At 44.3% G+C, this 25,394-nt stretch carries 20 protein-coding genes; 14 read left to right on the forward strand and 6 right to left on the reverse strand.

What is annotated here, in order from left to right; genetic code table 11:
- Positions 1–8: 8 nt before the first annotated feature.
- Together CLV31_RS10140 and cysM are read left to right on the forward strand one after the other, a co-directional pair.
- Positions 9–854 carry a serine O-acetyltransferase gene (locus CLV31_RS10140; protein WP_111392772.1) on the forward strand — a complete coding sequence of 282 codons (846 nt, stop codon included), beginning with the start codon at positions 9–11 and terminating at the stop codon, positions 852–854.
- Positions 841–1,719, forward strand: a complete 879-nt coding sequence (cysM, locus tag CLV31_RS10145) for a cysteine synthase CysM (protein WP_111392773.1) — start codon at positions 841–843, stop codon at positions 1,717–1,719. The genes CLV31_RS10140 and cysM overlap by 14 nt, the downstream gene beginning before the upstream one ends.
- A 431-nt stretch (positions 1,720–2,150) precedes the next feature.
- Here cysM and CLV31_RS10150 read toward each other — a convergent pair whose 3' ends face one another.
- Positions 2,151–3,062, reverse strand: a complete 912-nt coding sequence (locus tag CLV31_RS10150; RefSeq protein ID WP_111392774.1) for a sugar phosphate isomerase/epimerase family protein — start codon at positions 3,060–3,062, stop codon at positions 2,151–2,153.
- A gap of 96 nt (positions 3,063–3,158) precedes the next feature.
- Here CLV31_RS10150 and CLV31_RS10155 point away from each other — a divergent pair, with 96 nt between their 5' ends.
- The 4 genes from CLV31_RS10155 to CLV31_RS10170 are packed head-to-tail and all read left to right on the forward strand — an operon-like array spanning position 3,159 to position 9,352.
- The gene (locus tag CLV31_RS10155) at positions 3,159–3,863 is read left to right on the forward strand and encodes a hypothetical protein (RefSeq protein WP_111392775.1); all 705 of its coding nucleotides are present in this window, start codon (positions 3,159–3,161) and stop codon (positions 3,861–3,863) included.
- Between the two features lie 5 nt (positions 3,864–3,868).
- On the forward strand, positions 3,869–6,595 hold the full coding sequence (locus tag CLV31_RS10160; protein ID WP_245943376.1) for a TonB-dependent receptor: 2,727 nt from the start codon (positions 3,869–3,871) through the stop codon (positions 6,593–6,595).
- Complete coding sequence (locus tag CLV31_RS10165) at positions 6,595–7,740, forward strand: DUF4249 domain-containing protein (protein ID WP_111392776.1); 1,146 nt, start codon at positions 6,595–6,597, stop codon at positions 7,738–7,740. The genes CLV31_RS10160 and CLV31_RS10165 overlap by 1 nt, the downstream gene beginning before the upstream one ends.
- A 7-nt stretch (positions 7,741–7,747) precedes the next feature.
- Positions 7,748–9,352 carry a hypothetical protein gene (locus CLV31_RS10170; protein ID WP_111392777.1) on the forward strand — a complete coding sequence of 535 codons (1,605 nt, stop codon included), beginning with the start codon at positions 7,748–7,750 and terminating at the stop codon, positions 9,350–9,352.
- Here CLV31_RS10170 and CLV31_RS10175 read toward each other — a convergent pair whose 3' ends face one another.
- From CLV31_RS10175 to tilS, 5 genes are all read right to left on the reverse strand, one after another.
- On the reverse strand, positions 9,353–11,008 hold the full coding sequence (locus tag CLV31_RS10175; RefSeq protein ID WP_111392778.1) for a mechanosensitive ion channel family protein: 1,656 nt from the start codon (positions 11,006–11,008) through the stop codon (positions 9,353–9,355).
- Positions 11,009–11,069: 61 nt separating this feature from the next.
- Complete coding sequence (locus CLV31_RS10180) at positions 11,070–13,763, reverse strand: DUF3352 domain-containing protein (protein WP_181452605.1); 2,694 nt, start codon at positions 13,761–13,763, stop codon at positions 11,070–11,072.
- Between the two features lie 105 nt (positions 13,764–13,868).
- Positions 13,869–14,804, reverse strand: coding sequence for a malate dehydrogenase (gene mdh, locus CLV31_RS10185; RefSeq protein WP_111392780.1), 936 nt, complete (start codon positions 14,802–14,804; stop codon positions 13,869–13,871).
- 144 nt (positions 14,805–14,948) lie between these two features.
- Complete coding sequence (locus CLV31_RS10190; RefSeq protein WP_111392781.1) at positions 14,949–15,464, reverse strand: Crp/Fnr family transcriptional regulator; 516 nt, start codon at positions 15,462–15,464, stop codon at positions 14,949–14,951.
- 3 nt (positions 15,465–15,467) lie between these two features.
- On the reverse strand, positions 15,468–16,787 hold the full coding sequence (gene tilS, locus CLV31_RS10195; protein WP_111392782.1) for a tRNA lysidine(34) synthetase TilS: 1,320 nt from the start codon (positions 16,785–16,787) through the stop codon (positions 15,468–15,470).
- Between the two features lie 48 nt (positions 16,788–16,835).
- On the opposite strand from tilS, the gene CLV31_RS10200 reads away from it, so the two are divergent.
- From CLV31_RS10200 to CLV31_RS10235, 8 genes are all read left to right on the forward strand, one after another.
- On the forward strand, positions 16,836–18,470 hold the full coding sequence (locus CLV31_RS10200; protein WP_111392783.1) for an OstA-like protein: 1,635 nt from the start codon (positions 16,836–16,838) through the stop codon (positions 18,468–18,470).
- A 177-nt stretch (positions 18,471–18,647) separates the two neighbouring features.
- Complete coding sequence (locus CLV31_RS10205; RefSeq protein WP_111392784.1) at positions 18,648–19,358, forward strand: T9SS type A sorting domain-containing protein; 711 nt, start codon at positions 18,648–18,650, stop codon at positions 19,356–19,358.
- 65 nt (positions 19,359–19,423) lie between these two features.
- The gene (locus tag CLV31_RS10210) at positions 19,424–20,314 is read left to right on the forward strand and encodes an outer membrane protein assembly factor BamD (protein WP_111392785.1); all 891 of its coding nucleotides are present in this window, start codon (positions 19,424–19,426) and stop codon (positions 20,312–20,314) included.
- 26 nt (positions 20,315–20,340) lie between these two features.
- On the forward strand, positions 20,341–20,655 hold the full coding sequence (locus tag CLV31_RS10215; protein WP_111392786.1) for a DNA-directed RNA polymerase subunit omega: 315 nt from the start codon (positions 20,341–20,343) through the stop codon (positions 20,653–20,655).
- Between the two features lie 6 nt (positions 20,656–20,661).
- Positions 20,662–21,870: a bifunctional phosphopantothenoylcysteine decarboxylase/phosphopantothenate--cysteine ligase CoaBC gene (gene coaBC / locus CLV31_RS10220; RefSeq protein ID WP_111392787.1), complete on the forward strand. Its 1,209-nt coding sequence runs from the start codon at positions 20,662–20,664 to the stop codon at positions 21,868–21,870.
- A 28-nt stretch (positions 21,871–21,898) separates the two neighbouring features.
- Positions 21,899–22,801: a type IX secretion system protein PorD gene (gene porD / locus CLV31_RS10225; protein WP_111392788.1), complete on the forward strand. Its 903-nt coding sequence runs from the start codon at positions 21,899–21,901 to the stop codon at positions 22,799–22,801.
- 38 nt (positions 22,802–22,839) lie between these two features.
- The gene (recN, locus tag CLV31_RS10230) at positions 22,840–24,492 is read left to right on the forward strand and encodes a DNA repair protein RecN (protein WP_111392789.1); all 1,653 of its coding nucleotides are present in this window, start codon (positions 22,840–22,842) and stop codon (positions 24,490–24,492) included.
- Positions 24,493–24,554: 62 nt separating this feature from the next.
- The gene (locus CLV31_RS10235; protein ID WP_111392790.1) at positions 24,555–25,370 is read left to right on the forward strand and encodes an enoyl-ACP reductase FabI; all 816 of its coding nucleotides are present in this window, start codon (positions 24,555–24,557) and stop codon (positions 25,368–25,370) included.
- Positions 25,371–25,394: the final 24 nt, after the last annotated feature.

Genomic DNA, 25,394 nt, shown 5'->3' on the forward strand with positions numbered 1-25,394 from the left:
TAACCGATATGAACTCCCTTGTTTCAAAAATATTTCTGACACACCAAGAGTGCTCAGACTGTCCCTCTCCCAAGGTGATTCAACATTTTTTTGAAGAATTGCTCGGGTTGCTTTTTCCTGAATATGCTTTGCAAAAAGCAAAAAGTGAAGAAGAAGTGGCAGCGCGATTGATCCTCTTGAGGGAGCAATTGGGAGCGATCCTTTCACGAAACAAACATCTTCATCAGGGAGAAGGCAAGGCCTTAGCGCAGGATTTCTTTGACCACTTGGAGCGAGTTTTTGATTGGGTTCATCAGGATGTAGATGCCATGTATGCAGGAGATCCTGCAGCCAAATCCAAAACCGAAATTTTGCGGAGCTACCCGGGATTCTATGCCATCTCAGCCTACAGAATAGCTAACCTCCTTCATCAGTTGGGAATCAAATTGATCCCTAGAATGATCACTGAGATCGCGCATAGTCGGACAGGGGTTGATATTCATCCGGGTGCCACGATTGGTCAATATTTCTGTATCGATCATGGGACAGGGGTGGTAATCGGTGAGACTACGATTATTGGGAATCACGTCAAAATTTATCAGGGAGTGACGCTGGGAGCACTCAGTGTGGACAAAGCTGATGCAGATCTCAAGAGACATCCGACTATTGAAGATCATGTGGTCATCTATGCCGGTGCGACCATTTTAGGAGGAAAAACCGTGATCGGTCAAAACTCGGTAATCGGTGGGAATGTCTGGTTGACCAAGTCAGTTCCTTCCAATTCCAAGGTTTATTACCAAACTCAAATCCATCATGAAGACGGTTTGGTGACCGATCGATATGTGTTCAAAAATGATTTCGATGCGACTCTTTGAATTGATTGGAAATACACCCTTGGTAGAGTTGGAGCATATCCCTACCAATCCCAAAGTGAAAATCTACTGTAAGTTGGAAGGTCAAAATCCCGGTGGAAGTGTCAAAGACCGTGCTGCTTACCATATGCTTCGTGCTGCTTTGGATCGGGGAGATATTCAAAAGGGCGATAAGCTCGTGGAGGCCACCAGCGGAAATACAGGGATTGCACTAGCCATGGTAGCCAAAGTCCTTGGACTGGAAATGACCCTGATCATGCCGGATAATTCTACCAAAGAGCGGGTGCTTTCGATGGAAGCCTATGGTGCCAAAGTCCTCCTGACTCCCGCCGCCAGGACCATCGAATATTCCCGAGTCCTCGCCGAGCAAATGCGAGACGAAGAGGGCTACTACATGCTCAATCAGTTTGGCAATCCGGACAATTACTTGGCTCACTATAAGACCACCGGACCGGAAATCTGGAAAGATACCGATGGTAAAGTCACCCACTTTGTCTCTGCCATGGGTACAACGGGAACCATCATGGGAGTATCCCGATATTTGAAAGAAATGAATCCGGAAATTCAGATTGTCGGCACTCAGCCTACAGACGGGTCTAGTATTCCGGGCATTCGCCGCTGGTCCCCGGAATTTTTGCCGGCAATCTTTGAAAAAGAACGGGTAGATCGTGTGATCGATGTCAGTCAGCAGCAGGCTACTGAGATGACTCGAAGAATGGCCAAAGAAGAAGGTATCCTGGCAGGAATGAGTAGCGGTGGGGCGCTCCATGCAGCCATCGAACTATCCAAAGAACTTGAAGAAGGTCTGATCGTCTGCATTACCTGTGATCGGGGAGACCGATATTTGAGCTCTGATTTGTTTGGGTGATGTTGGATTTGAGGATTGGGAAATTAGTCTTGCTCAAGTTTTTGCAATTGATCCCCGATGATTTGCCGCCTTTCCCGATAACTATCGGAGAAGAGGAATTAAGAATTGGAATCTGATTTTCAATAGGCATTTGCCAAATTCCTCCCAATCGATTGGGCTAAAGCCCGATGATTCCTGGAATCCCGTGATAGAATGGGCTTAAGACGCATTCCTATTCAAAGGAATGAATTTCAAAGCCTGAATTGCCTAATGTCTCAATAACTATCGTGGCTGGAGGCAATTGGAGAGATTTCTAAGTGAGAAGGGCTTTCACCCAATTTTCTATCTTTAAAAAATCTGATTTAGTTTTTCCCATTCTCTAGCCCACAGGTTAAACTGTGAACTAGGGAAAGGATTAACACCTCGTAAATCGGACTTCGCAAATCTAAAATTCAAAAAAACCTTTTCATCTTTTCCAATCCCTCTTTCACCACCACTGCGGCATCCATCGCATAGTAAGATGGATTGAATAGCTCGAGGGAGAGGATAATCTGTCCTCCTTTGGACTTCAAGGTATCTGCCAGTTCTTTCATCGGAGCACCGCCGTCTCCGGGCATGACACGATCTTTGTCTTGCTGCTCGGTTCTTGGGATTTCTCTGGGGAAATCATTCATATGGAAAATGTCAATCGCATGACCGTCCAGCATTTTCATTCCTTCAAAACCGGATCCTCCACGGAATAGGTGGTAGACATCGGCTAGGATTTTGGCATCTTTATCATCTGCCGCAGCGGCTACTGCCATCGCCTGTCCGAGATGGAAAAAGGATGGAAACGCTCCCCAAAACTCCAACTGTGGCATGACGCCGGTTTTTCTACCCAATTCCAAAAGCTTCTTGTAGCGTTCACCAGCCTTCAGCAAGTCTAGTGGGGCCTCGGTTCCGATGGCAGGGGCAGCCACTCGGGTGCATCCCAGCTCGGCGAGGATACCCATTTCCTTCTCCATCTGTGCAAATCCCGTCTTGCTTTTCTCCTCGTCTTGAGCCATCCAGGTTGGAAATCCAATGCAGTTAAAAAATTCCAATCCCGCGTCGGATGCCAGCTTCTTCAAAGACGAAATGGTGTTCCCTTCCTTAAGGTAGGCCTCTATCTCCATCATCCATGGCTCAAAACCATCATAACCGGCCTTTGCGGCCAATTCTATGATTTGTGGGAGGCTGAGTTTTTGCCCTCTGATGGTGCTGGTGTTGAGCGAGAATTTGAATTGAGAAGATGCTTTTGGAGCAGGTGAGGCATGGACACTGGCAGCCGTCGCGGCAATGGGCGCTAGTGCCAACGTCTTGAGGAGTTGTCTTCTGGAAGTCATAGGTGATCAATTTTGTCCGTTAAAAGCTTCATGAATCCGTTTATACATATTTTGAATAAATGGCATCAATAAGAATTTTCAATCGTATTTTTCAAGATGCGAAAAATAGTATTTTTCCTGAGTTCCGCTTTCTTTTTTCTGAGTAACGGACTTTCAGCACAGGTGGCAGGTGAAAATTTACCGTATATCCCGGCCTATCGGGAGCAGATACCCTATTTCCAAGAGCTCATCACGGGCGGTCAATATGCCGAGCCTTCCGCACTCATCAAAGGGGACCCCTTTTACTATTCCCGACAATTTGAGCGGGGAACCCTCCGGATTAATGGGATTTCTTATCCTGAAGTTCCTTTGGTATATGACAGTTACCGGGATCAATTGGTGACGTTTCATCCGATTTTCAATCAAAAAATCCTGATTAAACCAGAAAAAATAGACGGTTTTTCCCTTTCCAACGGGCAGTTGTTCAGGCACTTTTCAGGAAATGAGAGCTATTTCCGACATGGTAATGGGATCTATCAAGTCATCAGTGAAGGAGACGCAATTGCTTTGGCAAAACACTTCAAAACCACCAAGGAAATCAGAGAACTTTCCCGGTTTGATGAGGAATACCAGGATAAAGTAGAATATTTTCTACTAGTGAGCGGGAGGTTTTACCCTGTGAAAAAAGCTTCTGATGCTTTCAGGATTTTAGGAGTGGAGCCAAAAGAAGTAAAAAAAGAATTGAAGGCTAAGAACCTTCGATTCAAGGAAAAACCAGAGGGCTTTTTGGATTTTCTGGTAGCTCGTACCAGCTTGGATTGATGTATATGATGAGATTTAAGAAATATTTCATTTTCCTCCTGATTACCTTTTCCGCTGTTCAACTTGGGTTTGGACAGGCCGAAAATCGGATCACGGGATTTTTCCCGGGAATCTCTTTTGAACGATTTGTGGAATTAGTGGAAAAGGAGACTCCCTATCGATTTTATTTCAAGGAAAGCGATGTGGCCGGATTGACAGTCAACCTCCAGGCTAGCAAGGATAAGTTGGAGGATGTGTTGGGGGTGATTTTTTTAAAAACAGATCTCAAGTATTCCATTTCCGGCGAGAAGGAGGTCTTTGTCAGCAAAGGGGAAAAATTTCAAGTCGATTTTCTTTCCAATTATTTTCAGGCTCCGACTTCCGGTTTTTCGGGTTCTGTAGGGCAGGATGAATTTGTTCGAAATCGGCGCTATGTCATCGGGATTCCGGGTTCAGGTTCTGAAGCCAAACTCGTGGGCGTGGTCAAAAGTCTGGAGAATGATCAGCCCATTCAAGGGGCCATCGTCTATGAAAAGGAGTCGATGCGACAGACTATTACTGATCAGGGAGGAAAATATGAGATTACCATCCCCAAAGGATACAAAACGCTACTTGTCCAGAATATCGGTGGCTATACCGAGCAGCGTCTGTTGGATATTCAGGGAGACGGGACGCTGGACTTGAATATCGGCGAGGGAGTATTTTCCCTCAATGAGGTGGTAGTGAGATCCGGTGCATTGACCAATGTGTCTAGGCCTGAAATGGGTGTTCAATCGCTTTCGGTGCAGCAGATGCGCAAACTCCCCGCTGTGATGGGCGAGGTGGATATTATCAAAGGAATTTTGACTATGCCCGGGGTCAATACCGCCGGTGAGGCGAGTGTAGGATTCAATGTGCGGGGTGGTGCCGCAGATCAAAACCTGATTCTGTTAGATCAAAACACCTTATTTAACCCATCCCATCTTTTCGGATTTTTCTCGGCGGTCAATTCGGATATGGTACAGGGCGTGGAATTATACAAGGCTGGTGTTCCAGCCAGTTTGGGCGGCAGACTTTCCTCCGTTCTGCAGGTGACTCCTAAGAAAGGAAGAACAGATAAAATAGGAGGCTCAGGAGGAATCGGACCGATGACGAGCAGACTCAGTCTGGATGGTCCGATCGGTGCCAATACGACTTTTATTTTGGGAACAAGACTGACCTATTCGGATTGGTTGTTGGACGCTTTGCAAGACCGGATTGATTTGGGAGCGAGTCGGGCATTTTTCGCTGATTTAAACGGGTCTGTGGAGCATCGATTTAGTGAAACAGACGCCATCCGGGTTTCAGGTTATTTCAGCAAGGATGAATTTCAGTTTGATCCAGACACGGTCTACAGCTATTCCAATCAAAATTTTGCGGTGTCCTGGACTCATTATTTCAATGATGCCATTGAGGCTACCTTTTCTGCCGGACAGGACGGGTACGACTTTCTGGTCCAGGGCGAGGATAATCCGCTCAATTCGTATCAATACCGATTCGATATCCGGCAACAGTTTCTCAAAGCACAGTTTCGCCAGGAAAAGGGCGACCGCCATATTTTGACTTATGGAGTACATGGGATTTATTACCAATTGAATCCCGGGAGAATCAATCCCTTTGGCCCCGAAAGCATTGTGATTCCGGATCAAGTGGCCTCGGAGAAGGCTATGGACTGGTCTTTTTTCTTGGGAGATGAATATGAAGTCAATGAGCAATTGACCATAAGTGGTGGATTGAGGTACAATCTTTACCGGTTTTTGGGACCTCAGACGTTACCGGTTTATGCTCCCGGAGAAGCTTTTTTGCCTGAAAATATCACCGGGGAAACTACCTATGGAAATGGAGATAATGTCCAGACCTATCATGGACCTGAGTTCCGTTTTTCTGCCCGGTATGCCCTTTCCAACTGGTCTTCGATCAAAGCTGGAGTAAACTCCATGCGGCAGAATATCCACCTGCTGAGTAATTCTTCCGTGATCACACCGACAGATACCTGGAAGCTGAGTGACCCTTTTCTCAAGCCACAGCGAGGCATTCAGTATGCCTTGGGGTATTTCAGAAATATGAAACAGAGCATGTATGAGCTTTCTGCTGAAGTGTACTATCGTACGATGCAAAACCTCCTGGATTACCGCTCTGGAGCAAAAATAGTTCTCAACGACCGGATCGAACAGGATGTCTTGGTCACCCAAGGGAAAGCCTATGGTGCGGAACTTTACCTGAGGAAATTGCAGGGAAAGCTGAATGGCTCCATTGCCTATACCTATAGCCGCTCCCTTCTGCAAACTGATCCTACGGAAAGGAAAGAGCAGATCAATCGCTCCGAATGGTATCCAAGTAACTTTGATCAGCCGCACAATGCCAATTTGGTCATGAATTATGAACTCAGTCGGAGACTGAATGTGACTTTGGCAGGCAAATACAGCACGGGAAGACCGGTCACTTTGCCGATCGCCAAGTTTGAATATGGAGGTGCCGAACGGGTGTTTTTCTCGGACCGGAATTCTTTCCGGGTGCCTGATTACTTCCGGATGGATTTTTCCATCAATCTCGAGGGAAATCACAAAGTCAAAAAGCTCGCGCATGCTTCTTGGTCTTTTGGCGTATACAATGTCTTGGGGAGGGACAATGCGTATTCTATTTACTATGTGCCCGAAGGGGGCAAATTGCAAGGCTATCAGCTGGCAATTTTTGCAGAGCCTATCCCTTTCATCACTTATAACTTTAGATTCTGATGGGTAGAGTATTGCTAGTGTTTTTGGGAATAATGGGATTCTTGGGAAGTTGCAGGACTCCTTATGATCCGGAGATTCCGGCTACTGAACTTCAGATTTTGGTGGTAGAAGGATACCTGGATACTGAGGGTAAAACAAGTGAACTTAAGCTCAGTCGTACAGTTCCGCTTTCATCCGAAGCGTCCATGCTTCCCGAGTTGGGTGCGACAGTTATGCTTCGTGGCCAAAACGGGCAACAATTTGACTTAACTGAGAAAGGAGACGGGATTTATCTTTTTGAAAGAAATATTGATGAGAGTCAAACGTACGTCTTGGAAATTTTGCTCAGATCAGGAGAGCGCTTTACCTCAGAAGAATTAAAACCCATCGTCACGCCTGAGATTCTCGATGGAGGTTATCTCCGAGATGAGGATGGAGTAGAGGTATTTGTGTCGACACAGGGCAATGCAGAGGCGGATGATTTTTTGTGGACGTATGAAGAAACTTGGATTTATCGTCCCCGGATCAGGACTACGTGGATCTATGATCCCCAAATCAGAGATGTGAGACTTAGAACCGAAGGGGAGCAAAATTCGCTTTGTTTCAAGACAGAAACCAGTCCGGATATTATACTGGAGACGTCTTCCCGGTTTCAGGATCAGGTGGTTTTCCAAAGAACCATAGTGGAGATTCCGGTTGGAGATGAACGGATCATGGAGCGATACAGTATACTGGTTTCTCAGAAAGGGATTGCTTCCAAGGATGTTCAATTTTGGGAGATTTTGAAAAAGAATACTGAGGATATCGGATCGATTTTTAGCCCTTTGCCCTCGCTGATTGGAGGAAATATCAAGGGCTTGGACAACCAAACCCCTGTCATCGGGCAAGTAAGCCTTGGCGTGATTCGTCAAAAGCGGATTTACGTAAACCGCAACGATGTGGCCCCATGGAATTACATTGATCCGCAGTTTAATGATTGTGTGATAGCGGAGAATCCCGTGATGATTCCGGAGTATACGACTGTTTTTGGGAATGGATCGATAGTTCCGGCAAGAGAACTGATGGTAGGGACGACGATTGTGGGCTTTTTTCCATCTTCTCGCCGATGCACGGATTGCACCCTGTACGCTTCACCGGTAAGGCCTGAATTTTGGGAGGATAATTGACCAGACTATGCATTTGATTTTGACTTCATTTCTTTCCAAAAAACATCTCAGTTTAACGCTGGCGGTTTTATTGCTTTCGGGTTTTGGAAGTTGGGTATTGGGGCAGTCCACCGTCTATCCTGTAGAACAGGTTAGTTTTCATATTCCCAAGACACTTTATTTTGCCGGGGAGAAGCTGTGGTTTGATGCCCGAGTGGTACAGCAAAATCAGCCTTCTGCCTCTCAGGTACTTTATGCGGAGTTGGTGGATCGAAACGCTGTTTCGGTCAGTCATGTCAAAGTGCCTTTGGAAAACGGCGAGGCTGTTAATTTTCTGAAACTTTCTGACCAGATCCCATCCGATCATTACCTGTTGAGGGTCTACACTCGAATCAGTCCCTACCTAGACTTGAATCAAGGAGTATCACAGCAGTTTGTGACCGTGATCAATCCCCGAATCCCTCCAAAAGCACCTCAAAAAAGGTTCAAAAACAATCCTCAGGTCCAAAAGACTTTCAGCAAGGGGGCAGGGATCGATTTTTCCCTATCGGATAAGGTGTCCACTGATGTTGCGGGGATTTCTATTGCCAACCCCTACCTACCGGAAGAGCAACGGCAGTGGTCGTCCACTGACTTGTATGCTGAATTGGAAAAGGAAAGCCTTTTGCCGGAGCTTTTCGGTCATATTGTCAAAGCCAAAGTGCCTAATCTGGATTCCAGCCTTACGTATTTTATTTCGGTTCATGGGACTCAGAGTGCCTTATACACCGATCATGTGGATGAAACCGGAACCCTGGCAGTCGATATCGGAGGGCTAAGGCATTGGGATCGACTGATTCTTCAACTGGAAAGTGGCCAGGAAATGCCTGGGTTGGAGGTGATTTCACCTGTGATTAAAACCAAATTTAAGGATGGGGTGGATTTTCCTGAATTGTCCCTCGAGGAGCGTGATTTGGAAGTGCTAAGCGGACTTCTGAAAGCCTCCTTACTTCAAGCTTATTATTTAGAACAGTCAGAGAATGATTCTCTGGAAGTAGTAACCGGGTTTGTAGCAGATTATACCTACCACTTGGATGATTATACCCGTTTTGAGAATGTGGAGACGGTGGTCAGGGAATATGTGCCCAGTGTGGCAGTCCGTACTCGGGATAAAAAGAAAGAGTTTCGGTTGCTGAATGAAGCCAATAAAAGCATCTTCGATGCCAATCCCTTGATGCTGGTAGATGCCATGCCTGTCTTTGATTCGGACCTGTTGTCGGCCTTCAATCCCAAATTGATTCAAAAGCTAGAAGTACTCAATCGGGAATTTTATCTTAATGACCGCACGTATCCGGGTGTTCTGAGTTTTTCCAGCTATTCCAATAATTTCGGATTGTTTCCTCTGGCACCGTCTGCCAGGTATTTTGATTATCATGGGCTTCAGCCATTGATCCGGTTGGATAAAAACCAATTTACCAGCCCTTCAAAAAATGACCGGTTCCCGGATTGGCGAACCACGCTTTATTGGGGAACAGGTCAGGATCAGGTTTCGACTTCAGGCCCCGATTTGCCGGGGATTTATGTGTTTTGGGAAAGGATCACCAAAAATGGGGTGACCTCAATAAATCGGACCTACTTTGAGATTCTCCCTTGATCAATCCAGCTTTTTCCCCAGTTCTTTTCTGAAAAATTCCTTTAGGAGATTTTCATAACCCGGTCCATCCATTGGTTCCGGGACCAATCCTTTTTTCTCCGGGAAGGTTTCCATGTGCAAAGTTTGAGTAGGGAATGCAAATCTTACCCCCAGAGTCTGTGCAAGTTTGACCACCTGAATCAAAATCTCATGGCGAGCCTGGAGTTCTTCCTTGATGGTGGGGACTTCAAAAAACAGGTAAAACATCACGTCCTGACTGTAGCTGGACAGATTGTTGAAGTAGACATGATAGAGATCTTTTCTGGTGTTGGGATGAGAAGCGATGATCTCCCTGAGGCCGAGTACGAACTGTTCGATAAGTGCCGGAGGAGTGTCATAGGTGATGGTCAAGGTGGTGGAGAATCTTCTGTATTGCCTCAATCCGTGATTGTCCACCACTGCATCGGCAATTTTGCCATTGGGGACATACATGAGTGAATTTCGAAACGTCCGGATTCTTGTGGAGCGAAATCCCACCTCTTCGACTGTACCGTCGATTTCTCCGGAGGTCACCCAATCCCCTACCTGAAATGGCTTGTCAATGAAGATCATGATCGACCCAAAAAAGTTTTTGATGGTGTCTTGGGCAGCTAAGGCGATGGCTACACCTCCGATAGAAAGGCCTGTCAGAAATGGAATAATATCCAGATCCAACCCATCTCTTAGGATAAACAGCGTACCGATCAGAATGACAAGTGCTTTGAGCGTTTTTCGTAACAAAGGAACCAGTTGGTCATCCAGGGTGGAAGCGGTTTTGGCAGCAAGACTGGCAAAGTAGGCGGCGATCACATCCACGATTTTGTAGAAAATGACCGTGATCAGAAAGGGCTTGAGTGTGTTAAATACTAGTACGATCCAAGCCCAAATCTCAGCGGGCAATTGGAGGACACGAAGCAACAGGGAGAGGAGGACAACAATGAGGTAAAAGCTGGTGACTTTGGCAATGGGTAGCAGGTAATTTTCCCCAATATACCCGTATCCCATTCGATTCATCAGATAGAGCAATACCTTGTCTACCAGGAAAGTGAAAACCAAATGGGATAAAAAAGTCAGTAAAATCAAAATCAGCATCCCGAAAATCTGCCAAACCTGAAGCCCGAAATAATTTTCGGTCCCCATTTTGGGAAGCAGGTTTAAGAGCTGATCTGTGCCAAAAGGATAGGTTTCTGCATGAAGCTGATCGATCTGACTCACTGAAAAGGCAGAAAATCGCCACTGACTTCCTCTTTTCTCCAGGTAAATTCCCGGAATCCGGTTTTTGTCGAAATAGTACTTATGCTCGGAGTTGGAGGTAGAGTCCTGATAATTTGGCTCATTGGGGATGGTACTGGTCCGAATGATGATTCCTTTTCCTTCGAAAATTTGCTGAAGCTTGATTGCTAAAGTCTCCGGATCACCTTCCACTCCCCTTCGGTCCAGAGTCCTGGCAGCCCGACTGGGATTGAAATTATCCGGATCCAGATGGATGAAAAAACTGAGGGTAGTATGGTAAGGAGAACTTAGATTTACTCCTTCAGGAAGCGGTTTGGAGTCTTGTTCATCCAGGATGAGCTGCGCAAAAAGCGGGAATGAAAAAGCCAGAAGAAAAATCAGGGTGACTGGGGATTTTTTTAGCATGGGGTGGTTATGTCCATTTATATGGCAAATTTAAGACAAACCAGATAGTAGGCCAAGAATGTCAGTCAGGGATAACATACTCAAAGATCCTGTTTGCGGACCGAGTGCGGATGATGAGTTGGCCTTGCCGTACAAGATGGGTGATTTGAATTTCACCTTCGCTTTCCAAAGGGGAATTGGTCAAAAGATTGCCCGACATGTCGTATAAATAGCCAAAGCCTTGCTCCGGGTCGGTGACAGCAAGGATTTTTCGGGAGCTTCCAAAATCAAAATAACCGAACCAAGCATCCTTTTCGGAAATCGGCAAAGACATCAAGACCTTCTCCTGATCATTCAAGACCAGAGTTTTATTAAACTGTCTACCTAAAATCAAGAGAGACAAGGCCTTTTGGTCTGCGATCAGATCAAATTGATCGTCCCGGTTGTTTTTGACCAATTGGTTGCGATAATTGATTTCTCCCGAAAAAGACCCTCCAATGACCTCGCCTCCTTGGGTGACTGCCGTAAGGGTAGGAGAACTCCCATAGGTGACTCGAATTGGCGTGGTGATATCTTTGCCTAATTTCAATGGAGAGCCAGGTTGATTTTCTCCTCTCCGGTTAAAGAAATGTACGTTGCCTGATTTTCCCTGAGCTACCATAAAATCGCCTTTTCCGGGCACCCGGATATGGAATGATGATCCCAGAGTGGGTTCTCCCAAACGTAATGGAGCCCACCCATCCAGTGCTTTTCCGGTTTTGTCCAGAAGCCAAAGATTACCCGTTGGAGAGGTTAGGAAATAGCGATATTCTCTACTCTGATCATAATCTACCAAGTTGAGTTGGGCAATTTTATCCCCCGGTAATCGTATCGGGAAGCCCGGCAGTGCATTTCCCAGTCTGTCAATCGCATAAAGTTGTTCTGCGGTCGCTACCAGCAATTGAAGCTTGCCATTTTTGTAGAAATCGATCTGAAATGCATCCGAAACGATAGGGCCTGATAATTTTTGGCTAAAGACCTGTTCACCGGCTGAATTGATCAAATACAGGATATCATTGACGTCCTGTACAACCAGGTCTTCCGAATTATCATTGAAGTTTCGAACAGACTTAGGGCCATAACTCACTTTGGCAGGAAGTGAAAATTGTTTCCCGGATACGAGTTCGAAAGATTTTTTCTCGGTATTACGCTGTTTTTTTTCGGACCCGTATCGGATATGCAAGGATGCTTCCGGTCCTGAGGGCATTTGATGAATCCTGAAACTCAGGTAAGAAAATTGCTGAAATTCTGAGGAGAATTTCTGCAGGAAGGTGCTCCAGTTTGGATTGCTCGTTTGAATCCACCTGTTCCAGATTTTAGGGATAAAAAAAGTTTTGCTGAAGCCGGAGGAGGGGGAAATCGACTTAGAACCCGAATCCGACGAATTTCGGCTCCAAGTATTGCCTTGATAGTAATCATCCATCACCCATTTCATCCCGGGTGCCGAATTGGTCAAAATCAAGATGTCTTCGATCAAACTGATGTGGGTTTGCTCAAATCCCATAAACTTTCCGTTGAAAACATAGGCAGGAAACTCTTCCTCCGGGAAGAATAGGATTTCATTTTCTCTGTAGTAATCTCCGGACAGGGTTTCGGTAGTATTACGGAATTCTTTCAAAAATGCCCAAACTTGTCCGGGTTGAGTGGTTTTGATCAGAAGCGCTTGGTTTTTTATCTGATTCCCCTGAGGTTCCAATTCCAGAAAATACATTTCCCCCGAAAAATAATCCAGAAACCCTCGATCAATCAATCTGGACTGAATCTCACCACTGATGGTGGATTTGGGGGCAAAAGCCGGGTTTTGAAGCTTTTGAGTTTCATAGATTCCATTGAGATTGATTTGGGAAAGAGACAGAGTTCTGTTGGATATCAATTTTTCGAATTCAGGAAATTGGGCCTGCACAGAAGGTAAAAAATTGAGAGAGGGATCCATGGAAATCGGACCTTTAAAAACAAGTTGGTCTTCTTCAAACTCGAGATTTAAAGCAACTGCCTGATCTGAAAGCAGGAATTCTTGGATAGCGGGTGACTCCCGTTGTGAACTGACTCCGCTCAGAAGTTTACCGATTCCTTTGGATGTAAGAATCAGTCTTCCCAATCCAGAGGGAGAGGAGAGCTGGTCCCCGAGCTTATCAGAAAGCTGATTGGGGTTGTCGCTGATGTAAAACCGAATGGCTTCTTCAATGACAAAAGAGGACGAGGAGATCAATAACACATTGTTGAGAATGGTGATGGACCATTGTCGGGTATTGGAGGGATTGATATACTCCAGTATTTCTTGATCGCTGTATCTTCTGGATTGAAATTTTGCCCTGGCCGGGACTTTTGACTTCATTTCTTCCAGAAGTTCGGCCGGCGAATTAGTTCCAAAATTGACGGTGAAAAGAAGGCTGAAATTATCTACACCGGTGGCATGGTAGCTGACTGTGACCTGTTTTTTTCGAAGAATTTTCGAAATAGACCCATTACTTCCCATGAGGCTGTCCAATGTGGTCAACTGAGAAGAAAAAGTCTGAAATGCCGGAAATTGAGAAAGTAATTCCCAGGCGGGCTGATTGACCAATTCATTCCAGGTTTGGTCTGCCTGATTCGTTTCGAAAAGGAAAGCCGCGTCACTCGAAATCAATTCCAAGCTATTCATCTTTCTGGAAGAGATGAACTTAAGGTATAACTCATAAGCCCCCCAACCCACAAGAGGAACCAGTAATATGACCAAAAGACTTTTCCAGATTTTCACTTGAATACGGAAGGGTGAATTTTGAATTTGAGTATACAAAAAAAGACCTAAGAAACTTCGGTAAAACCGGAAGAATCTTAGGTCAGATATTAGTATTAAATCGAATTATTTACCCAATCGATCCAATACATTCATTACTTCTTTGACATGTCCTCTGGAAGTTTCCAAAAGTGCCTTTTCCTCGGCATTCAAATCCAGTTCAATCACTTTTTCAATCCCGTTTTTGCCAAGAATCACCGGTACTCCTAGGTAGCAGTCATCGATTCCATATTCTCCGTCCAGTTTGATACACACAGGGAATACTCTTCTTTGGTTTTTCAGGATAGCTTCCACCATTTGAGCAGCAGCCGATCCGGGAGCATACCATGCCGAAGTGCCCATCAATTTCACCAGTTCCCCGCCTCCAAATTTCGTTCTTTCGATGATCGCGTCAAGTTTCTCTTTTTCTACCAATTCGGTTACCGGAATCCCTGCTACGGTGGTATATCGGGGAAGTGGTACCATGGTGTCTCCATGCCCTCCCATGAGGATGGCTTGGATTTCTTTTCCAGATACGTTCAATTCTTCCGCCAAGAAAGCTCGGTATCGGGCTGTATCCAAGATCCCGGCCATACCCATCACTTTGGTTCTTGGTAGTCCAGAGGTCAGATGAGCCTGATAAGTCATGACATCCAGGGGATTGGAAACCACAATAATGATGGCGTTTGGAGAGTATTTGACAATATTTTCGGTTACTGACTTTACAATCCCCGCGTTGGTTTCAATCAGGTCATCACGAGTCATTCCGGGTTTTCTGGGAAGTCCGGAAGTGATGACGACCACATCCGAGTTGGCAGTTTTGCTGTAGTCATTGGTGCTGCCCACGGTACGGCTGTCATACTGATTGATGGGAGCCTTTTGCCAAATATCAAGGGCTTTACCTTCGGCAATGCCTTCTTTGATGTCTACCAATACGATTTCCTCTGCAATTTCGCGATAAGCTAAAACATCGGCACAGGTGGCCCCTACGTTACCTGCACCAACTACGGTTACTTTGCTCATGTGTTTTTATGGATTTTATATGTGAATTGCCTTCAAAAGCGGCGCTAAGTTAATAAGCTATGCTTATGATTCGAAACCGTGTGAGGATTAGTTTGTTCTGAATTGTTGTTTTTTGACAAACGAAGCTAGGGGAGGATAAGCAGGTTATTCAAACATTTGTCTAAGGCTGAAAAAGCCGAATGACTCGCGGTAGGATCTGAAAAGGCGCTGGTTGTTGGCATTGTAATACTCCGCCAATGAGGTCATCATTTTGGCTTTGATTTTTGGGTTGCTGTCAAAAATCTCCTGGATGGCAAAGTGTGGAATGACAATCAGTTCTGCCTCATCAGATGTGACCAAGGCGGTATAGGTTCGTTTGGCATTTTCGAGGAGTGAATTTTCGCCAAAAGCTTCTCCCCGCTTGAGTTGCATGATTGTTTCAAAATTGTCCCTGACATCAATCGTCAGGTCGATTTGGCCTCTCCGGATCAGGTATAGAGCCTGACTGGGGTCTTTGCTGAAAAAGACTACCTCATCCCGATTGTACTTTCGCTCATGCATGGCAGGAAGAAACCGGGCCAATTCTTTTTGGCGGAGCCGTTCAAAAAATTTGATCCCCTGCATGAAATCAAACATCTGCAGCTCTTGGGATTCATAGGTTTTGGAAAAAGGGTTTCGCATGGCTCAGCGTTTTTTGAAGGATAGTATTTTTCGGGTTGCGGGAGTGATTTTGACCCAATCGGCAATTCTCAAGCCCATGACCCAGGCAATTTTCCCTCCTGAAACTAGGACTTTTATTTGTTGTTTTTTAGAAATGGATATTTTGAGATCAATCAAAAAATCAGAAACTTTTTTCTCGGACTTCATCCCCAGTGGAATAAATCTGTCCCCTTCTCTCCAGCTTCGGATCTCCAAGGGAAACTCCAATTGATCCTCGTCCAATTGGGCGTGCTGAGGATTTGGATCGATCTCATGAGAACCTTTCCTTCTAAAAACTTGGTAGATCTCTTCAGGGAGATTGAATTCCTCCTCATCTCCGGTCAGTATCAGACCTTCAAATGATTCTTGAACCGGACAAAGAATCATTTCCTTGCGGTCAAACCAAAGCTGGTAACCTTTCCCCATAAACATAGAGCCGGTACGGATCTGCTGGAGATTTTCCCAAATGGATTGCGTTTGCTCGGGATTGAAACCGTATGACCTGAGCCAAAAATACAAAAGGGAGGCCCCGCCTTGCATAGGCAATAGATCTGCAAAAGCTAAAACCTGATGCCCCTCTATTTCTTTGATTTTGCTGGCCTTCCAAAGCTCAAAAAGTCCTGAAAATGCTTTTCCGGTGTCTTTTAATCGGCCAAAACTGCTCAATAGATTTTTTCGTGCATCAGGCTCAAGGCCGTAAATCGCAGGAAGTCCGTTGATTCGAAGGTTGTTTCGTTTGTATTCCGATTTTTGATTGGAGCTGTCATCTCTCCAAGTGTATCCATTTGAGGTCATGAAATCGGATAGCCTGTCTCTGGAAAAGGCCAACAAAGGGCGGATCAGCCAACCTTTTCGTTCACTCATTCCGTATATTCCTTCGATTCCGGTTCCTCTAAGGAGATTGAGAAAAATCGTTTCAATCTGATCATCTTCATGGTGGGCCAGCAGTATGCCATCAAGGGATTGATTGCTTCGGATTTCCTCAAAGAAAGCATACCGAAGTTCCCTTGCCGCCATTTGGGTAGAGATACCTTTGGAGCCAGCATATGAAGTGGTTTCTGCCTTTTTGGTGTGACAAAGGATTTGCCGGGATTGGGCCCAAGCTTCTACGAAGGTCTGATCGCCGTCGCTCTCATGGCCCCTGAGTTGAAAATTGACATGAGCGATTTCAAAGGGAATACCTGCATTCCAAAGTAAATTTGCCAGGGCCATGCTGTCCAGACCTCCACTGCAGGCCAATAAATACCGGTGGTCAGTGTCCACCAGTTGATGATTTTGGATGTGAGAGATAAAGGCTTCCTGCATTGATCAAAAATAGCTTTTTCTGCTAATTTTGCCGACATCTACCGATTTATGACTATTCGAATTTCAACCCTTCTCTTGTTTTTCTTGATTTCATTTTTGAAAGTCGCGAGTAGTTTTGCTCAGGAAAACTCTACCCTTGAGATTCTGAATGCCGAAATGCTGAAAGGGGAAAGAGGGATTGAACGGTTACTGGGCAATGTCCGAATGAGACACCAAAATTCACTGATTTTTTGTGATTCGGCGCATTTTTTCAGAGAGCAAAATCGAGCACAGCTTTATGGAAGGGTAAGGATCCAAGACGTGGAAGACCCAATTACTACCACCAGTACCTATGCGGAATACGACGGCAATACCAAAATCGCCAAACTCAGAAATAAGGTAGTTTTCACCAACCAACAAACCACTCTCTACACGGAGTTTTTGGATTACAATAGAGAGACCAATGTTGCCAATTATTTCAATAAGGGAAAAGTCGTAGACTCTGTCAATGTGCTCACCAGTGAAACCGGGATTTACGAAGTCAACTACGAGCGGATTACTTTTCAGGAAAATGTGGAATTGGTCAATCCCGATTACACCCTCAAATCAAACGATCTGATCTATCTCACCATTCCTAAAACAGCCCAAACTCAGGGTTTGACCAATATTGTTTCCAAAGAGGGATACAATCTGGACGCGCAACAGGGAAGTTTCTATAATACACAAAGCAAGCAGTTTAGATTTTTTGATGGGATTGTCGAAAATGAGGAAACCAGGGTAAAAGCCGATGAGCTGTTTTATGATGAACCCAATGGCTACTATGAGGGCAAAAATGATGTGAGGATCCTCAATAAGGAAAGAAATACCGAGGTATTTGGGGATGTGGGGAAATATTGGGAGGAGCGCAAATACAGTGAAGTATTTGGGAAAGCATTGGTCAGAAGGTATTTTGAAACGGACACCCTTTTTGTGGCTGCCGATACGCTTATTTCCCATGACAATGAAGCAGATTCGATCAAATATCTGTTAGCGTTCCATTCCGTCCGCTTGGTGAAATCTGATCTCTCAGGCCGGGCAGATTCACTGTACTATAATTATGCTGATTCCTCTATTCAGCTGTTTAGAGACCCTGTTCTTTGGAATCAAAAAAGTCAAATCTCAGCGGACAGCATGAGTTTTTTGATTGCCAATGAGAAATTGGATCGTGTTTTTATGAAAGATAAAGCCTTTGCGATCATGACCGATACCCTGCTCAATTTCAATCAAATGAAAGGGAGGAAAATGACCGGATATTTCAAAGAGGGGCAAATGGAGAAGCTGTATATCGAAGGCAATGGTGAATCACTTTATTTTGCCTTGGAAGCGGATACCCTTACCCAGGGAGTCAACCGGATTTTGAGTGCCACCATTGAGTTGACTTTTGTAGATGGTGCCATCAAAAAGTCAAATTTCGGAATAAGACCTGATGGAAAATTTACACCTGTTCAGAAAATAGATGACAAAACAGGTCGCTTGGAAGGGTTTTCTTGGAGAATTGAGGAGAAGCCCTCCAAAAAAGACATGGATGCTTGGAGAAAAGTGATAGAAATTGAGTCTAAACCCAAAAATCTTTTTGATGATCCCGACGTGTCCCTTCAGATGCCTTCGGATGGTCAAATTCAAAAAGAATTAAATAAAAAGGAGTTTAAAGTCAATAATCTGTAACTCATTTTGGTTTTGGGATTATTGAAATTCCCCAACGGTTTTATTCCCGAAAAATTTTAAAAAGGTTAACAACAATTAACCCCTTTTTTCGAGTTTAGTGTATCCATTTAGATAATTTTGTCCGTATATTAATTGTCTTGAAAACCAACTTCCTAGGCGTATCGATCAAAATTTTACATGAAATCATTACTTTTCAAATGGACGTTACTTTTGTTGATGTTCCCCATATTCGCAGGGGCTCAGCAAGTACGTGTATTAAGTGAAGTGGTGGATTTTTCTGGAGAGATCGGGACATCCCAACGAAAAACGGTAATTCTTCAAAACGAATCCAATCAACAGAAGACATATTTTCTTAAGAATCTACGCGGGAGCATCGGTTCTTCTCAAAAAATGAAAGTGTGCTTTGGGGATCAGTGTTTCGATCCTAAAAAAGAATTGGCCAAGGTTTCCATCAAGCTTGCCCCGGGGGAAATTTACACGGATTTCTACCTTGAATTTGAGCTTGGAATTGCAGAGACAAAAGGGAGTTTTGATCTGTTTTTCGTGAATGCCGAAAATATTCGGGAAAACTTCGTCGTTGAAGCAAGGTATGAGGTTGAAAATGCAGGAAAAGCCGATTTCTCTCATAAAGATGTCAAGCTGAGTGATATTTATCCAAATCCAAGTAGCCGTGTAGCGCAGTTGGATTATGAATTGGTCAACCCAAGATCCAAAGCAAAAATCACCATCAACAGCTTCATCGGTAACCCGATTGCTGAATATGAATTGAATCCCGGAAGAAACTCACTTGTGATCAATGTTTCCGATTTCCAGCCTGGCGTCTACTTCTACACCTTGTTTGTAGACAATAAAAATGTAGTAACCAAGAAACTACAAGTTAAAAAGTAGAAGCTCCGCCACTTCTCCATACGTTTGAATCCGAATTATTATCCCGTATATTTGCGGTCTTGAAAATGAACATGCGATTTCTTTCTCCTCTTGTATTCTCCCTGATTTTATTGATTAGCGCTTGTGGTCCCTTCTCCAAGTTGGAAAAAAGCACCAATTGGGAGGAACTCTACAATGGTGCAAACAAGTATTATCAAGAAGGAGAATATAACAAAGCGATTATCCTCTACGACAAAGTGCTGCCTGTAATTAAGGGCTCAGAAAAGGCGGAAATGGCCGAGTACAACTATGCAAATTGTCATTTCAAAACCAAGAGATACATCGAGGCAGCAGGATATTTCAACAATTTTTATCGAACCTACAACAGGAGTTCACTAGCTGAAGAAGCGCTCTTTATGCACGCCTATTCCCTTTATTTAGATGCACCGGATTACAATCTGGATCAGCAAAGCAGTCAAGAGGCAGTGTCTGCCATTCAGCAATTTGTGACGCGATTTCCTACTTCCGCGAGTTTTGAGCGAGCCATGGAAATGCTAAAAGATCTGGAAAGCAGATTTGAAAAAAAGGCATACAGTGAAGCTCAGATGTATTACCGGTTGAAAGACGGACTCTTTCCAGGTGATTTCTATCGGGCTTGCATCGTGAATTTCCAGAATTTTGCAAAAGATTACCCTGAAAGCAAGCATAATGAAGAGCTGGCTTACAAGTTGGTGGAAGTTGGATTTGCGTATGCAAAAAACAGCACCTTCGACAAAAAAGAGGATCGACTCAATGACGCCATTAAGTTTGCAAACAATTTTTATCGGAAATATCCGGAAAGTGGATTTACTACGGAAGTGAAAAAGTTTGAGAACCAAACCCGTCGTGAAATGGAAGCTCATTTGCAAGATAAAAAAGAGTATGCAGAAAGACTTGCTGCGCAATCTGTGGTCGATGCTGCTCAAAATGAAAACTAATTAAGGAATTTAAACAATCTAATAATATGGCGGTCAATCCATCAATCATCACACGAGACTTAGACAAAGTTGCCGAACAAACCGGTAATATCTATGAGTCCATTCATATTGTAGGACAGCGGGCAAAGCAGATTTCCACCAATCTGAAAGAAGAATTGAACAACAAACTTTCTGAGTTTGCCTCTACGGTTGACAATTTAGAAGAGGTTTTCGAGAATAAGGAGCAGATTGAAATCTCCAAGTTTTACGAAAGAATGCCAAAGCCATCGACCTTGGCAATGGAAGAATTTATAGAAGGAAAGGTTTACCACCGATTTCCTGATCAGGAAGGAGCTGAGTAATTTTCCATGAATCTTTCAGGCAAGCGGATTCTTCTTGGGGTGACAGGCAGCATTGCTGCATACAAGTCCGCTCTATTGACCCGCCTGCTGATTAAATCCGGAGCAGAGGTACAAATCATCATGAGTACCTCTGCTCTTGATTTTATTACCCCATTGACCTTGGCTACGCTATCCAAGCGACCGGTTTATTCTGATTTTTCTGACAAAAAGTCTGGGCAATGGCATAACCATGTAGAATTGGGCCTTTGGGCAGACCTGTTTGTAGTCGCGCCATTAAGTGCCAACACCCTGGCTAAATTTGCCAATGGCCTATGTGATAATTTGCTCACAGCCACCTATCTCTCCGCCCGGTGTCCTGTGATGCTGGCGCCTGCTATGGATCTGGATATGTACCAGCATCCTTCTGTCAGGGCAAACCTTCAAAAGGTATCCTCTTTTGGAAATATCTTGCTCGATGCGGAGTCGGGGGAGTTGGCGAGTGGGTTGACTGGTCAGGGTAGAATGATGGAGCCGGAGCACATAGTGAATCGGGTAAATGATTTTTTTATCCAGTCCCAAGATTTTAAAGGCAAGAAAGTAATGGTCACGATGGGTCCTACTCAGGAAGCCATTGATCCTGTCAGGTATATCAGCAACCATTCCAGTGGGAAAATGGGGCTTTCCATTGCAAAGGCTTTTCGTTCAAGAGGTGCGGAGGTTTTTGTAGTTTCTGGACCGGTAAGTTTGAATTTGAATTCCGGGGATTTTCATGTAATAAAAGTTTCCTCTGCCAAAGAAATGTATGAGGCTGCTGAGTCTATTCATGCTCAAATGGATATTTGTGTATTTGCGGCAGCTGTTGCAGATTATACTGTTTCCCAAATCGCTGCTGAGAAAATCAAAAAGCAAGACGATACTTTTGACCTTCAGCTCAAAAAGACAATTGATATCGCTTTTGAACTTGGGAAAAGAAAGATGCCGAATCAGATTCATGTTGGATTTGCATTAGAAACTGAGAATGAAGAAGCACATGCCAAAGCCAAGTTGGGAAAGAAAAATTTTGATATGGTCGTACTCAATTCGGCACGAGAGGATGGCGCAGGTTTTCAGCATGATACCAATAGAGTGAAGATCTTCCACCAAAATGGGAGAAGCATTGAATCCAAACTTTTACCCAAATCCGAAATTGCCGAATTGATTCTTGATGAAGTCAAAATTGCCCCGGTTTGGGTTTGAGAATTAGATTTTTGTTAAGTTTAGCTTCATGAAGAGAGGCCTTCTTTCCATAATCCTTTTCCTTTGTATATCCTCTGTTTTTGCACAGGAGCTCAATTTTACGGTGATCATCAACAGTGATCGATCCAGATTTCAAAATACGGATGTCTTCAACCAGATGAAGGCAAGTTTCGAGCAGTTTCTTAATGGAAGGTCTTGGACCAATGATGAGTTTCGGCCTGAAGAACGGATCAAGGGTAATTTATTGATCACCATTAATGAAGTTCCCCAAGTGGGAGTTTACAGTGCCACGGTACAAATCCAGGTAGTACGGCCCGTATATGGCACCAATTATGAATCCTTGATTTTTAACTTTGCTGACCGAAATTGGTCCTTTGAATACATCGAGTCCCAACCGCTGGAGTTCAATCGATTCACTTTTTTAAATAACATCAGTTCGCTTTTGGCCTTTTATGCCCACATCGCCTTGGGGATAGATTACGATTCCTTTTCTTCCCGTGGAGGCAATCCCTATTTCGAAGTGGCCAACGATATCGTCAACAATGCCCAGCAATCAGGACGTCCGGGTTGGGTTCAAAATCCCGGTGATCGTCGCAGTCGATATTGGTTGATCAATGATATCTATGTGTCAACGGTATATTCTCAGATCCGGGATGCTTTCTATCTCTACCACAGACAGGGCATGGATATGATTCAGATCGATTCGGAGGCAGCTTATAAAAATATTTTAGAGGCGATCAGATTGGTGGCAGAGGCCAATAAGCTACAGCCGAATGGGATATTTACCATCAGTTTTGTGGATGCCAAGAGTGATGAGATTTCACAGATATTGAAGAATGCGCCTTTTGAAATCAAAGAAGAAGCAGTGAAATTGCTCCTTGAGGTTGATCCCAATAATGCGAGAAAGTACAATGAGCTTCTTCGAAGCTAAGTCAGTTTTTTTAGCTTTGTCCCCAAGTTTCTTCCCTTATGCTCAAATCGCTAAGTATATCCAACTATGCTCTTATTGATCAGCTACTGATGCAGCCGAGCGCCAAGCTGAACATGATAACCGGTGAAACGGGTGCGGGGAAATCCATTATGCTCGGTGCCGTTGGCCTGTTGTTGGGCAATCGGGCGGACACCAAAGTCCTGCTACATGAAGAAAAAAAATGTGTCGTGGAAGGGATTTTTGATATTCAGGAGTATGGTTTGAAAAGCTATTTTGAGGAGCTGGAGTTGGATTACGAGGATACCTGCATTGTCAGAAGAGAAATCAGTCCGGGAGGCAAATCACGTTCATTTATCAATGACACGCCCGTATTGTTGGATGCATTGAAGGTCCTGGGGGCCAGGCTGATGGATGTCCATTCACAGCACGATACCTTGTTGTTGGGCGAAGGGGCATATCAACTCAGTTTGGTGGATGCATTTGCCCAAACTCAAAAGGAGCGATCGGACTATCAGCAGGCGTTCAGAGATTTCAGAAAAGCCAAGAGGAATTTTGAAGAATTAAAACAACGGGCTTTGGAGCTTCAAAAAGAAGCAGACTTCAATCAATTTCAATTGGATGAATTAAGTGCCGTTTCATTGGTTTCGGGAGAGCAATCCGAGCTCGAATCTGAACAGGAAATTCTCGAAAACGCCGAAGAAATTAAACTGAAAATCAATGAATTGTTATCCGTTTTTCAGGATGAGCAATTTGGGGTCCTTCAGGGCTTAGGTCAAATCCAACACGGTTTGCAAGCTCTGGAGCGGCTTGCTCACAAATTCGAAAATTACAGAGCACGTTTTCAGACCGTTTTCATTGAGTTGAAGGATGTCCTCGAAAGCCTTTCTGATGAAGAAAGTAAAGTGGAGGTGGATTTTGGAAAGTTGGAGCAAATTCGAGACCGACTCAGCAAAATTTACCAATTGCAAAAAAAGCACGGAGTTCAATCGGTAGAGGAGCTGATGACTATCGAAAGCCAATTGGCGGATAAAGTATTTCAATTTCAAAATCTGGATGAAAATCTATCCCATGCTGAGAAAATTTTTCAAGAGGCTGAAAAAACCTTGTTCGTTTGCGGGAAGGTTTTAAGTGAAAAAAGAAAGTCTTGTTTTCCGGTCTTTGAAAATGCACTGCAAGAATTATTGTCCGGATTGGGGATGGAAAACGCCCGTATTAAACTCGAGATACAACAGGTTTCTCCCATTGCCTCCGGGTTGGATGAGGTGGAAATCTTGTTTTCAGCAAATAAGGGCGGGATTCCGCAACCTCTGAAAAAAGTAGCCTCGGGAGGTGAATTTTCCCGACTTCTTTTTGGGATCAAGTACCTGATGGCTGATAAAATGGCATTGCCTACGCTTATTTTTGATGAAATTGATACCGGGATTTCAGGAGAGGTAGCCCTTCAAATGGTGAGAATGATGAAGGATATTGCCCAGAGGCATCAGGTAATCTGCATCACTCACCTTCCGCAAGTGGCGGCTAAAGGTGACCTTCATTACTTTGTGTTTAAGGATAACTCCTCCGAAAAAACCATCTCCAAAATCAAGCTCTTGGACGCGGAGGAGCGAGTGCAGGAACTAGCCAAAATGATTGCGGGAGCTAATCCATCTCCCTCTGCTTTATCCAGTGCAAAAGAGCTCTTGCAATATTGAAAGCCTAACTCCTGAATTTTGTCTATTTTTACCCGAGTTTTTGTAATCAATCCAATAGCTATATGCCAGAAAATTTGCTCAAAGGAAAAGTAGGAATCATCACCGGGGCGCTAGATGAGAACTCTATTGCCTGGAAAACAGCCCTCAAGGTAAAAGAACAAGGTGGACGCTTTGTCCTGACAAATGCCCCGATTGCCATGAGAATGGGAGCCATCAAAGAGCTCGCTCAGGAATGTAATACCATTGTGATTCCTGCCGATGCCACCGTGATAGAAGATATCGAGAAGTTATACGCCGAAGCTAAGGAGTTTTTGGGGGCTGATTTCGACTTTCTGTTGCATTCCATTGGGATGTCACCCAACATCAGAAAAGGCAGATCTTATGGAGATCTCAATTATGAATGGGCGATGAAGTCATACGATGTATCGGCGATTTCCTTTCATAAAATGATGCAGGTAGCCGAAAAAATGGATGTGATGAAAGAGTGGGGGTCCATTATTGGTCTTTCTTACATTGCCGCCCAGCGTGTATATCCTTTCTATACCGATATGGCTGATGCCAAAGCGCTTCTGGAAAGTATTGCCAGAGGATATGGGTATAGATTTGGCAAGGCCAAAAAGGTAAGAGTGAATACCATCTCCCAGTCACCTACCAAAACTACTGCCGGTACAGGAATTGGAGGATTTGACTCTTTCTTCAATTTTGCCGAGGCTCTTTCTCCTTTGGGAAATGCCTCAGCAGAAGCCTGTGCGGATTACATCGTCACCTTATTTTCCGACCTGACTCGCATGGTAACCATGCAAAATCTTTTCCACGATGGCGGATATTCCTTCACCGGGATTTCTGAAGAAATCATGGAGAAATTCAAAGATTTATAAAACCACTTAATCAAACCGAAAGCC

The organism is Algoriphagus aquaeductus (assembly GCF_003253485.1).
Lineage (GTDB): Bacteria > Bacteroidota > Bacteroidia > Cytophagales > Cyclobacteriaceae > Algoriphagus > Algoriphagus aquaeductus.

Excerpts from the sequence above, each read along its gene's own strand:
- CLV31_RS10140 (WP_111392772.1), top strand. The coding sequence starts at position 9 with ATGAACTCCCTTGTTTCAAAAATATTTCTGACACACCAAGAGTGCTCA.
- cysM (WP_111392773.1), top strand. The coding sequence starts at position 841 with ATGCGACTCTTTGAATTGATTGGAAATACACCCTTGGTAGAGTTGGAG.
- CLV31_RS10150 (WP_111392774.1), bottom strand. The coding sequence starts at position 3,062 with ATGACTTCCAGAAGACAACTCCTCAAGACGTTGGCACTAGCGCCCATT.
- CLV31_RS10155 (WP_111392775.1), top strand. The coding sequence starts at position 3,159 with ATGCGAAAAATAGTATTTTTCCTGAGTTCCGCTTTCTTTTTTCTGAGT.
- CLV31_RS10160 (WP_245943376.1), top strand. The coding sequence starts at position 3,869 with ATGATGAGATTTAAGAAATATTTCATTTTCCTCCTGATTACCTTTTCC.
- CLV31_RS10165 (WP_111392776.1), top strand. The coding sequence starts at position 6,595 with ATGGGTAGAGTATTGCTAGTGTTTTTGGGAATAATGGGATTCTTGGGA.
- CLV31_RS10170 (WP_111392777.1), top strand. The coding sequence starts at position 7,748 with ATGCATTTGATTTTGACTTCATTTCTTTCCAAAAAACATCTCAGTTTA.
- CLV31_RS10175 (WP_111392778.1), bottom strand. The coding sequence starts at position 11,008 with ATGCTAAAAAAATCCCCAGTCACCCTGATTTTTCTTCTGGCTTTTTCA.
- mdh (WP_111392780.1), bottom strand. The coding sequence starts at position 14,804 with ATGAGCAAAGTAACCGTAGTTGGTGCAGGTAACGTAGGGGCCACCTGT.
- CLV31_RS10190 (WP_111392781.1), bottom strand. The coding sequence starts at position 15,464 with ATGCGAAACCCTTTTTCCAAAACCTATGAATCCCAAGAGCTGCAGATG.
- tilS (WP_111392782.1), bottom strand. The coding sequence starts at position 16,787 with ATGCAGGAAGCCTTTATCTCTCACATCCAAAATCATCAACTGGTGGAC.
- CLV31_RS10200 (WP_111392783.1), top strand. The coding sequence starts at position 16,836 with ATGACTATTCGAATTTCAACCCTTCTCTTGTTTTTCTTGATTTCATTT.
- CLV31_RS10205 (WP_111392784.1), top strand. The coding sequence starts at position 18,648 with ATGAAATCATTACTTTTCAAATGGACGTTACTTTTGTTGATGTTCCCC.
- CLV31_RS10210 (WP_111392785.1), top strand. The coding sequence starts at position 19,424 with ATGAACATGCGATTTCTTTCTCCTCTTGTATTCTCCCTGATTTTATTG.
- CLV31_RS10215 (WP_111392786.1), top strand. The coding sequence starts at position 20,341 with ATGGCGGTCAATCCATCAATCATCACACGAGACTTAGACAAAGTTGCC.
- coaBC (WP_111392787.1), top strand. The coding sequence starts at position 20,662 with ATGAATCTTTCAGGCAAGCGGATTCTTCTTGGGGTGACAGGCAGCATT.
- porD (WP_111392788.1), top strand. The coding sequence starts at position 21,899 with ATGAAGAGAGGCCTTCTTTCCATAATCCTTTTCCTTTGTATATCCTCT.
- recN (WP_111392789.1), top strand. The coding sequence starts at position 22,840 with ATGCTCAAATCGCTAAGTATATCCAACTATGCTCTTATTGATCAGCTA.
- CLV31_RS10235 (WP_111392790.1), top strand. The coding sequence starts at position 24,555 with ATGCCAGAAAATTTGCTCAAAGGAAAAGTAGGAATCATCACCGGGGCG.